Consider the following 12,674-nt stretch of genomic DNA (forward strand, 5'->3'; position numbering starts at 1 on the left):
CGCCGTTGCTCGGCCGGCGGGTGCCGGCAACTGCTGTGTCAGGCGCGGACGCGGGTGCGGGACTGACGGCGCTTGAGAGCACGCCGCTCGTCCTCGGACAGCCCGCCCCACACGCCGGAGTCCTGACCCGAGCGCAGAGCCCAGTCGAGGCAGGACTCGACGACCGAGCAGCGACGGCAGACCGCCTTCGCCTGCTCGATCTGCACGAGGGCGGGGCCGGTCGTCCCGATGGGGAAGAACAGCTCCGGGTCCTCGTCCCGGCAGAGCGCGCGGTGGCGCCAGTCCATGTCTGTGCACTCCTCGGTGTCGACTACATTGCTCGCAGATCGCTGACATCGGGCCGCATGCGCGGGCGCGACACCGGTTGCCCAGCGCCTCGTTCCAGCGACCGCCCACCGCTTGTTACCGGCAGGTTGCGTTCCTCTCGCGATGTTTTCACCTGAGGAACTCGTGTCAAGCGCACCGGGGCCCTGGGTCGACCCCTCGTGAGCAAGCTCACCACGGGCGTGCTAGGGGCGCCACTCGGTGGCGCGGTGGTGCACGACACAGGTCCCGAGGCGTGTCCTCCGGGCGCCGTGGGGGTTCCGCGCGCTAGGCGATGACGGAGAGCGCCGACGGCACCGACCGCACGCGCAGCCCGGTCGCCGTCCCGAGGTGGTCGCCGTCGAGCTGCCAGCCCTGCGGGCGCGACGCCCGCAGCTCGAAGCCGGCCAGGTCGTGCAGGCGGTGCACGCCGCGGCCGCGCGCGTCGGGGCGGCGGGCCAGCACCTGCCGGGTGGTGTGCAGCATCCGCAGCACGCCCATCCGGCCCAGGGCGAACACGTCGAGGCCCGCCTCGAAGGAGGCCTCGGGGCTCGGGTTGACCGGCCGGGAGCCCAGGTAGGTCCACGGGCTGACGTTCGACACCAGGCAGAGGAACAGCCCGTCGAGGTCGGGCGAGCCCGGGACGCACAGCGTCACGGCGGGACGGCGGCGCTCGCGGCCGAGGACGAACGCGCGGGTGGCCTCCCGGACGTAGAGCGCCCCGGTGGAGCGGCGGCCGCGCGCCCGCTGCGCCTCCACCCGGGCGATGACGTCGGCGTCGAAGCCCAGGCCGGCGGCGAAGACGAACCAGCGCGGGTCGGTCCAGCCGGGGTCGGCCGCGGCGTCGACCTCGGCGACGGCGGTCGCGACGCCCGGGTCGACCCCGCGCGCGGGCGCGGTGCTGGTGCCGGTGGCGCTGGCGGTGCCGAGGGAGACGCGGCGGGTGCGCCCGGCGCGCAGCGAGTCGAGGATCTCGCCGGTGGCCTCGACCGGGTCGCGGGAGCGGCCCAGGGCCCGGGAGAAGACGTTGGTCGAGCCGCCGGGGACGACGGCCAGCGTCGGCACGTGCTCACCCGGCCCGTCGGCCAGCAGGCCGTTGACCACCTCGTTGACGGTGCCGTCCCCGCCGAGCGCGACGACGACGTCGATCCCGTCGGCCAGCGCCTGCCGGCCCAGCTCCCGGGCGTGCCCGCGGTGGGTCGTCTCGGCGAGGTCCACCTTGAGCTCGCTGGCCAGCGCGCCGACCAGCACGTCCCGGACCCGCCCGGTGGTCGTCGTCGCCGCGGGGTTGGCCACCACGAGCGCACGCATGGGGTCAGGCTAGCCAGCACCCGGCCGCCCGACGGGCACGGACGGGGCCTCGCGTGACCGGTGACGCGTAGCCTCGCTCCTGTGACGGACGAGGACGCGAGCCGCCGCCCCAGCCGGGCCGAGCGGCTCCTCGGCGGCGCCGCGCAGCCCTCCGCCCGACCGCCGCGGCCGGGTCGGCCGGAGGCCCCGCCCGCGGTCGTCCGGGCGGCGCTGGTGGCCGCGATCGAGGCGGCCCTGCTGATCGGCGGGGCGCTGGTCATCCTGTGGCTGACCCTCACCAGCGACCCCGACAGCGTGGCCCGCGCGCTGGCCGAGGTGGTCTACGTCGGCATCTTCGGCGCCGTCCTGGCCGCGGCCGCCGTGGGCCTGCGGCGGCTGTCGGGGTGGGCGCGGGGACCGGTCGTCGTCCTGCAGATCCTGCTCGGTCTGTTCGGCTACAGCACCGCGTTCCCCGGCGGCCAGCCGCTGCTGGGCATCCCGCTGATCGTGCTGGCGGTCGCCGAGCTGTACCTGCTGTTCACGCCCGAGGCGCGGCTGGCCTTCCTGGACCGCTAGACGACCGGGCGCTAGACCACGAGGTCGACGACGTCGGCGATCGAGTCGAGGACCCGGCTGGGCCGGAACGGGAAGCGGCCGACGTCGGCGGCGGTGGTCGAGCCGGTGAGCACGAGGATCGTCTCCAGGCCCGCCTCGATGCCGGCGACGACGTCGGTGTCCATCCGGTCGCCGATCATCACCGTGCTCTCCGAGTGCGCGTCGATCCGGTTCATCGCGCTGCGGAACATCATCGGGTTGGGCTTGCCGACGAAGTAGGGCTTGGCGCCGGTCGCCTCGGTGATCATCGCGGCGACCGACCCGGTGGCCGGCAGCGGCCCCTCCGGCGAGGGCCCGGTGACGTCGGGGTTGGTGGCGATGAACCGCGCGCCGGTGCCGATCAGCCGGATCGCCCGGGTGATCGCCTCGAACGAGTAGGTGCGGGTCTCGCCGAGGACGACGAAGTCCGGGTCGGTGTCGGTGAGGGTGTAGCCGGCCTCGTACAGGGCGGTGGTCAGCCCCGCCTCGCCGATGACGTAGGCCGAGCCGCCGGGCAGCTGGGTGGACAGGAAGTCCGCCGTCGCCAGGGCCGAGGTCCAGATGGAGGTCTCGGGCACCTGCAGGCCCGAGCGCGACAGCCGGGCGGACAGGTCGCGCGGGGTGAAGATCGAGTTGTTGGTCAGGACGAGGAAGCGGCGGTCCTGGTCCACCAGCCGGGCGAGGAACTCGGCGGCGCCCGGGAGGGCCTGGCCCTCGTGCACGAGGACGCCGTCCATGTCGGTCAGCCAGCACTCCGCGGGGCCGCGCTCGATGGTCACCGCGTCAGCCTGCCGCATCGCGCCGGTCGGCCGCGAAACCGGCCAGTGCCCGGTCGGTGAGCCGGAACACCGTCCACTCGTCCATGGGGACCGCGCCGGCGGCCCGGTAGAACGTGATCGAGGGCTCGTTCCAGTCGAGCACCGACCACTCCAGCCGGTCGTAGCCGCGCTCGACGCAGGTGGCGGCCAGGGTGCGCAGCAGCTCCCGGCCGAGGCCGCTGCCGCGGTGCCGCGGCTGCACGTAGAGGTCCTCGAGGTAGATCCCGTGCGTGCCGCGCCAGGTGGAGAAGTTGAGGAACCACAGCGCGGTCCCGACGACGGCGCCGTCGCGCTCGGCGACGTGCCCGAACAGCGCGGGGGAGTCGCCGAACAGCGCGGTGTGCAGCTGCTCCTCGGTGAGCCGCACCTCGTGCGCCGCCTTCTCGTACTCGGCGAGCTCGCGCACCAGGCCGACCACGGCGGGGACGTCGTCGGGACGGATCGGGCGGACCGTCACGTCAGCACCTCACGGAGGCGGGCCGGCACCAGCCGGGCGAGGGGGGACAGCAGGGGGACCAGGACCGGCGCCAGCAGGTAGCCGTAGGCGAGCACGCAGCCGGTGACGACGGGGACGGTGGCGAAGCCGATCACCAGCGCGACCGCCGCGGCGACCAGGCCGTAGGGCCGGCCGCTCTTCGGGCTGACCAGCGAGCGGAACGAGCGGAACCGGACGGTGCTGACCATGAGCAGCGCCGGGACGGCCACGATGAGCAGCACCCACAGCCGGTCGCGGCCCTGCATCTGGTCGCCGAAGGCGAACACCGAGGCCAGCACGACGCCGGCCGCGCCGGGGCTGGGCATGCCGGTGAAGTACCGCTTGTCCGCCGTCGGGTCGATGGTGGTGTTGAAGCGGGCCAGCCGGATCGCGGCGCACGCCACCCAGAGGAAGCACACGACCCAGCCCAGCGGATCCCACTCGTCGCGGCCCTCGGAGAACAGCGTGAACGCCAGCAGCGCGGGGGCCAGGCCGAAGGACACCAGGTCGGCCAGCGAGTCGAACTGCAGGCCGAAGGCGCTCACCGCGCCGACCAGCCGGGCGACGGCGCCGTCGGTGATGTCGAACAGCACCGACAGGCCGATGAGCACCGCGGCGAGCGTGTACTGGCCGCGGATGGACACGAGGATGGCGGCGAAGCCGCACATCATGTTGCCCAGGGTGAACAGGCTGGGCAGGGTCGCCAGCGCGCGTCGGCGGCTGCCGCGCACCGACCCGCGGACGAACTCGACCGTGGCCGTGCGCCGCGTGGGGGTCGGCCGCCCCTCTCCCGAGGCGGTACTGGGCACCGCGGGCCCCTCAGCGCGCGGCGGGCCAGCGGGCGATGACGGTCTCCCCGCCGCGCACCCGCTGCCCCTTCCGCACGGTGAGCGTGCAGCCGGCCGGGACGAAGACGTCCATCCGCGAGCCGAACTTCATCAGGCCGAAGCGCTCGCCGGTGGCCAGCCGCCGGCCGACGCCGGTGCGCGTGACGATGCGGCGGGCCAGCACGCCGACCAGCTGCCGGAAGACGACGGTGCGCTCGCCCTCCGGGTGGTCCTCGCGCAGCCACAGCTCGCTGCGCTCGTTGCGGTGCGCCGACTCGGCGCGGTAGGCGGCCAGGAAGCTGCCCTTGCGGTAGGAGCTCTCGACGACCTCGCCGCGGTAGGGCGAGCGGTTGACGTGCACGTCGACCACCGAGAGGAAGACGCTGACCTGCTGCCACCCGCCCTCGGGCTCGGGCTGGGGCGCGACCCCCTCCTGCGGCTCGCCGGCGACCATCACCACGCCGTCGGCGGGGGAGAGGACGACGTCGGCCGGCGGCTCCTCGCGGTCGCAGGCGCGCTCGGGGTCGCGGAAGAACAGGACCATGTAGGCCGACAGGGCGAGGAACGGCCACGCGGCGAGCCGCGCCGAGCGGCGCCCGCGGGCCGCGCCGGCAGCGGCCAGCAGCGCGGCCGGGGCCAGGGGTCCGGTGATGAAGGGCCACCCGGCCCGGTCGATGCGCATCGAGGTCCGACGGTACCGGGGGCGGCCGGGCGGCCCGTCCACCCGCCGGGGAGGCCGGTGGGCGGGTCGCGGCGTCGGCTCGCGGGAGTGGCGACGTCGACCGGCCGTCGGGACCGGCCCCTCGTCCGGTCCGGGGGTGGCGGCGTGCGGACCGGCGGGCGCGACGGGACCCGTCGCGTCCCGGGGACGGCGACGGCCGGTGGGCGGGGTGCCCACCGGCCGTCGGGTCGTGCTGCGCGACTCAGGCCGCGGCCTTGGTCTCCCAGAAGATCCGGTCGATCTCGGCGATGTAGTCGAGGAGCTTCTGGCCCTCGGCCGGGTCCATGCTGCCCTTGCCGCCCGCGGCGCCGGCCTGCTTGGTGGCCTTGTTGAACAGCTCGTGCAGCTGCGGGTACTTCTCGAAGTGCGGCGGCTTGAAGTAGTCGGTCCACAGGACCCACAGGTGGTGCTTCACCAGGTCCGAGCGCTGCTCCTTGATGAGCACGCAGCGCTGCTTGAAGACCTCGTCGTCGCTGGCCTGGTACTTCTCCTGGATGGCCTTGACGGACTCCGCCTCGATGCGGGCCTGGGCCGGGTCGTACACGCCGCACGGGAGGTCGCAGTGCGCGGTGGCCTCCATGGCGGCGAACACGCGGCTGAGCAGCATGTGCCTACCTCCGATGTCGCGGGATCTGGTCGTCTGCGACCCTACTCGCGGTGATCACCCCTCACACGGGCGAGCGTCCCGTCCCGCCGCTGCCCGCGGTGTGGGTCCTCGCGCGGGTCACCGGCCCCTCGATGACGCCGACGGTCCGGCACGGTGACCGGCTGCTGGTCCGCCGGCTGCGGCGCGGCCGGGCCCGGGTGGGCGACGTCGTGCTGGCCCGTTTCCCGGCCCGCCCGGACCTGCTGGTGGTCAAGCGGGTGCACCGGCTGCTCGACGGCGGCGCCGTCGACGTCCGCGGGGACAACCCGCTGGTGACCGACGACAGCCGGGCCTACGGGCCCGCGGTCGCCGTGGGCCGGGTCGTCCTCCGGCTGCACCCGCGCCCCGGCCGGCTGGCCGCGGCCCCCGCCGGCTAGGCCCCGGCGCGCCGCTGCGCGTACCAGGCGCGGCACTCCTCCATCGTCGGCAGGATGCCCTGCTCGCGGGCCTGCGCCAGGGTGGGCGCGGCCCGGTCCTTGTCGGAGAGCCGGACCTCGACGTCGTCCGGCCACGGCAGGCCGAGCTCGGGGTCCGTCGGCGAGACGCCGAACTCGCGGCCCGGGGAGTAGCCCGAGGAGACCAGGTAGGTGACCGACGAGCCGTCCTCGAGGGAGAGGAAGGCGTGGCCGAGGCCCTCGGCGAGGAAGACCGCGCGCGGCTGCTCCGCCTCGAGCAGGACGGCGTCGGAGACGCCGAAGGTGGGCGAGCCGACCCGGACGTCGACGACGACGTCGAGCACCCGTCCCGCCGGGCAGTACACGTACTTGGCCTGCCCCGGCGGCACGAGCGCGAAGTGCACGCCGCGCAGCACGCCGCGCGCCGAGACGCTGTGGTTGGCCTGGGCCAGCGGCAGCGCCCACCCGGTGGCGGCGGCGAGCACGTCCGCGCGGTACCACTCGGTGAACCGCCCCCGGTCGTCCCCGTGCGGCACCAGGTCGAGGACGTAGCTGTCCGGGACGGCGAGTTCTCGGATCTCCACGGGCGCACGGTAGCGAGCCCCCTGCCCCGCGCGCGGGTCGGCGGCCGGGCGACGGAGGTCACAGCACTACCCTGTCGAGGCCATGAGCGCAGCGACGGGCTCCGCCGGGGACAGTGCCGACCGCTTCAGCGGGGACGCGGCGTTCGCCGTGCACGAGGGCGGCAAGCTCGCGGTGCGCCCGACCCGGCCGATCGAGACCCGCGAGGACCTCGCGCTCACCTACACCCCGGGCGTCGCCCGCGTCTCGAGCGCGATCGCCGCGGAGCCCGCGCTGGCCCGCCGGTTCACCTGGGCCCCGCGGGTGGTCGCGGTGGTCTCCGACGGCACCGCCGTCCTGGGCCTGGGCGACATCGGCCCGGCCGCGGCGCTGCCGGTGATGGAGGGCAAGGCCTGCCTGTTCAGCGAGTTCGCCGGGCTGTCGGCGGTGCCGATCGTGCTGTCGACCACCGACGTCGACGAGATCGTCGAGACCGTCGCCGCGATCGCGCCGTCGTTCGGCGGGATCAACCTCGAGGACATCAGCGCCCCGCGCTGCTTCGAGGTCGAGGACCGGCTGCGCGAGCGGCTCGACCTGCCGGTCATGCACGACGACCAGCACGGGACGGCGATCGTCGTGCTCGCCGCGCTGCGCAACGCCGCCCGGGTCACCGGCCGCACCCTGGCCGACCTGCGGGTGGTCGTGGCCGGCGCCGGCGCGGCGGGCATCGCCTGCACGAAGATCCTGCTCGGCGCCGGGGTCGGTGACATCTGCGTCGCCGACTCCCGCGGCGTGCTGCACACCGGCCGCGAGGACCTGACGCCGGTGAAGCGCTGGGTCGCCGAGAACACCAACCGCTCGGGGTACGCGGGCACGATGACCGGCGCGCTCGAGGGTGCCGACGTCTACCTCGGCCTGTCCGGCGGCTCGGTGCCCGAGGCCGCTATCGCCTCGATGGCGCCCGGCTGCATCGTGTTCTCCCTGGCCAACCCGACGCCGGAGGTCGACCCGGAGATGGCCGCGCGCCACGCCGCCGTCGTCGCCACCGGGCGCAGCGACCTGCCCAACCAGATCAACAACGTGCTGGCCTTCCCCGGGGTGTTCCGCGGCGCCATCGACGCCGGCGCGACGGCCATCACCGAGGAGATGAAGCTGGCCGCCGCCGAGGCGATCGCCGGCGTCGTCGGCGACGACCTCGCGCCCGGCCACGTGGTGCCCAGCCCGCTGGACCGGCGGGTGGCCACCGCGGTCGCCGAGGCCGTGGCCGCCTGCGCCCGGGAGCAGGGCGTCACCCGCTGAGCGCCGCCCGGCGGGGCCGGTAGACCAGGTCGAGGACGCCGGCGAGCAGCCGCTCGGCCACCGGGCGGGGGAGGGCGGCCACCAGGGCGTGCACCGGCGCCATCCGCTCGGGCAGCCGGCCGCCTCCGACACCGGCGACCTCCAGCAGCGCGTCGACCTCGGCGACGGTGAGCGCCGCGGGGTCGATGGTGGCGGCCGCCGCCACCAGGTCCGGGTCGGCCACCGGCGGGGGCAGCGCCGCGGCCGCCCGGGCGGCGTCGGCGAGGTCGGCGAGCAGGGTGTCCACCCGGCCGGCCGTGGCGCCGGTGACGGTGAGGTGCAGCGTGGCCGGCAGGTCCGCGCCGCCGGGCTGGGCGTACGGCGGCTGCGGCTGCAGCAGCCAGCCGCGGGCGGTGGCCTCGTCGGCGAGGTTGAGCACGTCGACGCCGTCCGGGCCGTCCTGCGCCAGCGCGACCAGCGTGGCCACCGGCGTCCCGACCACCCGCAGGCCGGGGATCGCCGCCGCGCCCTCGGCGAGCGCCACCGTGGCCGCCCGGGTGGCCCGCGCCAGGTCGGCGTAGCCGTCGCGGCCCAGCCACCGGTGCACCGCCCACGCGGCGGCCATCGGCCCGGCCGGGCGGGTGCCGGCCAGCGTCGGGTTGACCACCGGGTAGCCGGGCCAGCCGGCGGTGCTGAACCAGTGCCCCTGCCGCAGTTCGGGCTCGGCGGTGAGCAGCACCGAGACGCCCTTGGGCGCGTAGCCGTACTTGTGCAGGTCCACCGACAGCGAGGTCACGCCGGGCACCGACAGGTCGAAGGGCTCCGGGACGTCGTCGAGGAAGGGCAGCACCCAGCCGCCGATGCAGGCGTCGACGTGGCAGGGGACGCCCGCGGCGGCGGCCAGGGCGGCCACCTCGCCGACGGGGTCGAGCACGCCGTGCGGGTAGGACGGCGCGCTGACGACGACCAGCGCGGTGCGGGCGTCGAGAGCGTCCGCCACCGCGGAGGGGAGCGCCCGGCAGGTGACGGGGTCGACGGCGACGTCGGCCACCTCGAGGTCGAACAGGTGCGCGGCCTTGCGGAACGCGGCGTGCGCGGTGACCGGCAGGACCAGCCGCGGCCGCCCGGTGCCGCCGCGCGCCCGCCACCGCTCGCGGGCGGCCAGCACCGCCAGCAGGCAGCTCTCGGTGCCGCCGCTGGTGACCGTGCCGACCGTCGCCGGCCCGCCGCCGAGCAGGTCGGCCGCCGCGCCCACCAGGTCGTCCTCGATGCGGGCGACGCTGGGGAAGGCGGTCGGGTCGAGCGCGTTGGTCCACTGGAACGCGGCCTGCGCGGCGGCGGCGAGGTCCTCGACGCCGGCCAGCCCGGAGTCGTAGACGTAGGCCATCGTCGAGCCCCCGTGGGTGGGCACGTCGCCGGCCTGCAGCGCGGTGAGCTCGGCCAGCACCTCCTGCGGCGTCACGCGGGGACCTCCTGGGGCCGGGCGGGGACGGGGTGGAGCCGGTAGCGGGCCAGCACCGGGAGGCTGGCCAGCACGAACAGCGCCGGGACGACGGTGAAGCCCAGCCGGACGGCGAGCACCGCGCCGCCGGACTGGACGGCGTCGCCGCCGGTGGAGGAGACGTAGCCGGCCGCGGCGAGCAGCAGCCCGAGCAGGCCCGGCCCGACGGCGAGGCCGAGCGTCTCGGTCGCCGTCCACACGCCGGTGAAGACGCCGGCCCGCCGGCGGCCGGAGGCGGCCTCGTCGGCGGCGACGACGTCGGGGAGCATCGCCAGCGGGAACATCTGCATGCCCGCGTAGCCGACCCCGACCAGCACGACCAGCGCGACGGCCGGCCCGGTGCCGCCGGTGCCGACCAGCGCGAGCGCCCCGGCCCCGGCCGCGAACAGCGCCGAGGACGCCAGCAGCCCGGTGCGCTTGCCCAGCCGCCGGCTCACCCGCAGCCACAGCGGCATGACGAGGATCGCCGGGCCCACCAGCGCGGCGAACAGCACCGAGCCGGCCGCGGCGTCGCCGAGCACGTGCTCGGAGTAGTAGGGGACGCCGGCGAGCATCACCCCGATCCCCAGCGCCTGGACGACGAAGCCGGTGAGCAGCACCCGGAACGGCCGGGACCGCCAGGCGACGACGAGCGTGGCGCCCAGGCGCCCCTCGCTCTCGACGCGGGTGAGGGTGGGCGCCCGCCGCGTGCCGGCCACGGCGCCGAGCATCCCGGCGGCCAGCAGCACCGCCACGAAGACCGCCATGGCCAGGTGCCCGGCTCGCCCGCCGCCGGCCAGGTCGACCACCGCGGGCGCGCCGGCGCCGGCGAGCAGGATGCCCAGCGCCAGCGCGGCCACCCGCCAGGACATGAGCGTCGACCGCTCGCCGGGGTCGTCGGTGATCTCGGCCGGCTGGGCCACGTAGGGCACCTGGAAGCAGCCGTAGGCGGTCGCGGCGAGCAGGAAGGTGACCGCCACCCACGCCGCGGCCGCCGCGGGCGGGGCGCCGGGGCCGGCGAACACGAGGACGAACAGCGGCGGCAGGGCGAGCCCGCCGGCCAGCATCCACGGCCGGCGCGGCCCCCAGCGGCCCGCCGTCCGGTCCGAGCGGCTGCCGACCCACGGGTTGAGCAGCACGTCCCAGGCCTTGGGGGCGAACACCACCAGCCCGGCCAGCCCGGCGGCGACGCCCAGCTCGTCGGTCAGGTAGTGGAGCAGCAGCAGGCCGGGCACCGTGCCGAAGGCCGCCGTCCCGATCGAGCCCAAGGCGTAGCCGAGGTGGGTGCCCCGGGACAGGCGCGGTGCGACGGCGGTCACAGCGGGGGACCGTAGCCGCCGCCGGCGCGGCACGGTCTCGGAACCCTCCCCGGGTTCCACCGATGAGGGACGGGCCGCCGGGCGGTCCTCCCCGTGTGGCCCGGCGACGGCGCCCGGCCCCGCCCACCCAGGAGGCGACCATGGACCCCGACCCGAGCACCCCCACCGCCCCCGAGGCCCGCACGGCGGCGCTGCGCAGCCTCGACCGGCTCGTCGGCACCTGGACCGTCTCGGGCCCCGGCGGCCCGCGCGGGGAGGTCCGCTACGAGTGGATGGACGGCGGCAACTGGCTGGTCCAGCACGTGGACCTGCGCGGCGACGACCCCACCCGCGGGGTGGAGTACATCGGCTGGGACGAGGCCGCCGGCGAGCTGCGCTCGCACTACTTCGGAGCCGGCGGGGAGCTGCTCGAGTACACCTACCGGGTCGGGTACGACGTCCTCCGGATCTGGTTCGGCGGCACCGACTCCCCGGCCCGCTACGAGGGGCGCTGGAGCCCCGACGGCACGGTCAACGAGGGCGCCTGGCGCTGGCCCGGCGGCGGCTACGAGTCCACGATGACGCGCGCCGGCTGACCTCGGCCCGGCACGGCCCCCGCGCGGGCCCCGGGCTGCTCCGGGGAGGTCGCGGGCGGCCGGGCCACGGTCGGACGTCAGCGCCGTCCGGCCACCCGCGGAGCCAGCGCGCCCCGGGCGGCCTGCGCCTCCGCCGTCCGCGCCTGCCCGGCCGCCGGCGCGCGCTGGGCGTCCCACCGGGCACCGAGGCTCGCCCCACCGGGGGCGCGAGCACGCCGACCGCCGCGATCGGCGCCCACACGGGGTCCACCGGCCACGGGCTGGTCACCCACGCCGACCGCGGCGCGGCGGGCCGGGGCCCACGCGGCAGCCAGCAGCACCGGGCACCGGAGGCGGCGAGCCAGGCGACGCAGCCGTGGGACGCGACGACCAACAGCAGCGCCCGGTCCCACCGCCGTCGCCGGGGCCGCCATGGGAGCCGGCCCGTGTCGACGCCCGTCCACAGCGCCGCGGCGACCGCCCGCAGCGCGCGGGCGAGCAGCGGCTGCCACCAGCGGGGTGCGGTGCGGACGTCGGCCATCGCCGCCGGATGCCAGGACCCCGCGACGGCAGCCGGGAGTCAGCCGAGGCCGAGTTCGGCAGCAAGGTGTGCCAGATGTGCGTGAGTCCGTGCGTGGCGCGGCCGGTACGGATCCCCTGTACGGGTGAGACTCGCGCCAGCGATGACTCCTGGCACCGACGGCCGTCCTTCCCCTGGACGGCGAGGCCCCGGCGTCGGCGGGCCGGCAAGGGCAACGAGAGGGATCCAGGTGACCGAGATCAAGCAGGACGTGGACGCGCGCGTCCAGACCGAGCGCACCCGACTGCTCCACGTGCTCGACGGGCTCGACGAGGAGCAGTGGGACACCCCCAGCCTGTGCGCCGGCTGGGCGGTGCGAGACCTCGCCGTGCACCTGCTCATGCCGTACGAGCTCTCGGCACCCCGGTTCCTGCTGATGATGCTGCGCGCCAGGTTCGACTTCGACCGCGCCGCCGACCGCTGGGCGACCACGGACACACGGACACCGGCCGAGGTGGTCGCCGGCCTGCGGAAGACCGAGCACCGCAGCTTCTCCGTGCCCGGCGCACCCGTCGAGGCGCCGCTGAGTCACCTGGTCATCCACGCCCAGGACGTCTACCGGCCGCTCGGGGTGCCATCCCCGACCGACCCGGAGAACGCCCGGGTCGCCCTCGAGCAGCTGACCAGCCCCCGCGCCCGTCGCTCGCTGCCGCCGGGCATCCTCGACGGGCTGGCGTTCTCGGCCACCGACACCGACTGGCACTACGGCGAGGGCGCCCAGGTCTCCGGACCGGCCACCGCGCTCCTCACCACCCTCTCCGGCCGAACCGCCGCCCTGCCCGAGCTCGCCGGTGCGGGCGTGGCAGACGTGCGAGCGCGCCTGTAGCCGCCGG

At 76.1% G+C, this 12,674-nt stretch carries 15 protein-coding genes; 5 read left to right on the plus strand and 10 right to left on the minus strand.

Translation table 11 applies throughout. From position 1 onward, the window contains the following. Positions 1-38: 38 nt before the first annotated feature. Positions 39-287, minus strand: a complete 249-nt coding sequence (locus tag ACI8AK_RS17740; protein WP_387990201.1) for a WhiB family transcriptional regulator — start codon at positions 285-287, stop codon at positions 39-41. A gap of 304 nt (positions 288-591) precedes the next feature. Beyond that, entirely contained in the window at positions 592-1,614 is a 1,023-nt protein-coding gene (locus tag ACI8AK_RS17745; RefSeq protein ID WP_387990198.1) for a diacylglycerol/lipid kinase family protein, read from the minus strand. Between the two features lie 81 nt (positions 1,615-1,695). Between ACI8AK_RS17745 and ACI8AK_RS17750 the strand changes: the two genes are divergently transcribed. Further along, on the plus strand, positions 1,696-2,169 hold the full coding sequence (locus ACI8AK_RS17750) for a hypothetical protein (protein ID WP_456957318.1): 474 nt from the start codon (positions 1,696-1,698) through the stop codon (positions 2,167-2,169). 11 nt (positions 2,170-2,180) lie between these two features. On the opposite strand, the gene ACI8AK_RS17755 is transcribed toward ACI8AK_RS17750, so the two are convergent. The 5 genes from ACI8AK_RS17755 to sodN form a co-directional block, all read right to left on the minus strand. Continuing rightward, on the minus strand, positions 2,181-2,966 hold the full coding sequence (locus ACI8AK_RS17755; protein WP_387990193.1) for an HAD-IIA family hydrolase: 786 nt from the start codon (positions 2,964-2,966) through the stop codon (positions 2,181-2,183). A gap of 4 nt (positions 2,967-2,970) precedes the next feature. Continuing rightward, positions 2,971-3,462, minus strand: coding sequence for an N-acetyltransferase family protein (locus tag ACI8AK_RS17760; RefSeq protein WP_456957320.1), 492 nt, complete (start codon positions 3,460-3,462; stop codon positions 2,971-2,973). Further along, positions 3,459-4,289 (minus strand): CDP-diacylglycerol--serine O-phosphatidyltransferase, encoded by an 831-nt coding sequence (gene pssA / locus ACI8AK_RS17765; protein ID WP_456903352.1) that lies wholly within the window; start codon positions 4,287-4,289, stop codon positions 3,459-3,461. The genes ACI8AK_RS17760 and pssA overlap by 4 nt, the downstream gene beginning before the upstream one ends. Before the next feature lie 10 nt (positions 4,290-4,299). Next, on the minus strand, positions 4,300-4,989 hold the full coding sequence (locus ACI8AK_RS17770; protein WP_456957322.1) for a phosphatidylserine decarboxylase: 690 nt from the start codon (positions 4,987-4,989) through the stop codon (positions 4,300-4,302). Between the two features lie 241 nt (positions 4,990-5,230). After that, complete coding sequence (sodN, locus tag ACI8AK_RS17775) at positions 5,231-5,635, minus strand: superoxide dismutase, Ni (protein ID WP_456903353.1); 405 nt, start codon at positions 5,633-5,635, stop codon at positions 5,231-5,233. Positions 5,636-5,685: 50 nt separating this feature from the next. On the opposite strand from sodN, the gene ACI8AK_RS17780 reads away from it, so the two are divergent. Next, positions 5,686-6,051 carry a S24 family peptidase gene (locus tag ACI8AK_RS17780; RefSeq protein WP_456903354.1) on the plus strand — a complete coding sequence of 122 codons (366 nt, stop codon included), beginning with the start codon at positions 5,686-5,688 and terminating at the stop codon, positions 6,049-6,051. Here the strand turns inward: ACI8AK_RS17780 and ACI8AK_RS17785 are convergent. Continuing rightward, positions 6,048-6,653 carry a dTDP-4-dehydrorhamnose 3,5-epimerase family protein gene (locus ACI8AK_RS17785; protein WP_387990178.1) on the minus strand — a complete coding sequence of 202 codons (606 nt, stop codon included), beginning with the start codon at positions 6,651-6,653 and terminating at the stop codon, positions 6,048-6,050. The genes ACI8AK_RS17780 and ACI8AK_RS17785 overlap by 4 nt on opposite strands. Before the next feature lie 82 nt (positions 6,654-6,735). Here ACI8AK_RS17785 and ACI8AK_RS17790 point away from each other — a divergent pair, with 82 nt between their 5' ends. After that, positions 6,736-7,929: an NAD(P)-dependent malic enzyme gene (locus ACI8AK_RS17790; RefSeq protein WP_456957324.1), complete on the plus strand. Its 1,194-nt coding sequence runs from the start codon at positions 6,736-6,738 to the stop codon at positions 7,927-7,929. Here ACI8AK_RS17790 and ACI8AK_RS17795 read toward each other — a convergent pair. Together ACI8AK_RS17795 and ACI8AK_RS17800 are read right to left on the minus strand one after the other, a co-directional pair. Then, on the minus strand, positions 7,919-9,370 hold the full coding sequence (locus ACI8AK_RS17795) for a pyridoxal phosphate-dependent decarboxylase family protein (RefSeq protein WP_456957325.1): 1,452 nt from the start codon (positions 9,368-9,370) through the stop codon (positions 7,919-7,921). The two genes, ACI8AK_RS17790 and ACI8AK_RS17795, sit on opposite strands and share 11 nt — an antisense overlap. Beyond that, positions 9,367-10,707 carry an MFS transporter gene (locus ACI8AK_RS17800; RefSeq protein ID WP_456957327.1) on the minus strand — a complete coding sequence of 447 codons (1,341 nt, stop codon included), beginning with the start codon at positions 10,705-10,707 and terminating at the stop codon, positions 9,367-9,369. Before ACI8AK_RS17800 ends, ACI8AK_RS17795 begins: the two co-directional genes overlap by 4 nt. A gap of 140 nt (positions 10,708-10,847) precedes the next feature. On the opposite strand from ACI8AK_RS17800, the gene ACI8AK_RS17805 reads away from it, so the two are divergent. Further along, the gene (locus tag ACI8AK_RS17805; RefSeq protein WP_456957329.1) at positions 10,848-11,282 is read left to right on the plus strand and encodes a hypothetical protein; all 435 of its coding nucleotides are present in this window, start codon (positions 10,848-10,850) and stop codon (positions 11,280-11,282) included. A 749-nt stretch (positions 11,283-12,031) separates the two neighbouring features. Next, complete coding sequence (locus tag ACI8AK_RS17810; RefSeq protein WP_456957331.1) at positions 12,032-12,667, plus strand: maleylpyruvate isomerase family mycothiol-dependent enzyme; 636 nt, start codon at positions 12,032-12,034, stop codon at positions 12,665-12,667. The last annotated feature ends 7 nt before the right edge of the window (positions 12,668-12,674 follow it).

This window comes from Geodermatophilus sp. SYSU D00867 (genome assembly GCF_054050315.1).

Bases quoted from the DNA above. Each gene is read 5' to 3' on its own strand.
- ACI8AK_RS17770 (WP_456957322.1), bottom strand. From the start codon at position 4,989: ATGCGCATCGACCGGGCCGGGTGGCCCTTCATCACCGGACCCCTGGCC.
- ACI8AK_RS17740 (WP_387990201.1), bottom strand. From the start codon at position 287: ATGGACTGGCGCCACCGCGCGCTCTGCCGGGACGAGGACCCGGAGCTG.
- ACI8AK_RS17805 (WP_456957329.1), top strand. From the start codon at position 10,848: ATGGACCCCGACCCGAGCACCCCCACCGCCCCCGAGGCCCGCACGGCG.
- sodN (WP_456903353.1), bottom strand. From the start codon at position 5,635: ATGCTGCTCAGCCGCGTGTTCGCCGCCATGGAGGCCACCGCGCACTGC.
- ACI8AK_RS17790 (WP_456957324.1), top strand. From the start codon at position 6,736: ATGAGCGCAGCGACGGGCTCCGCCGGGGACAGTGCCGACCGCTTCAGC.
- ACI8AK_RS17745 (WP_387990198.1), bottom strand. From the start codon at position 1,614: ATGCGTGCGCTCGTGGTGGCCAACCCCGCGGCGACGACGACCACCGGG.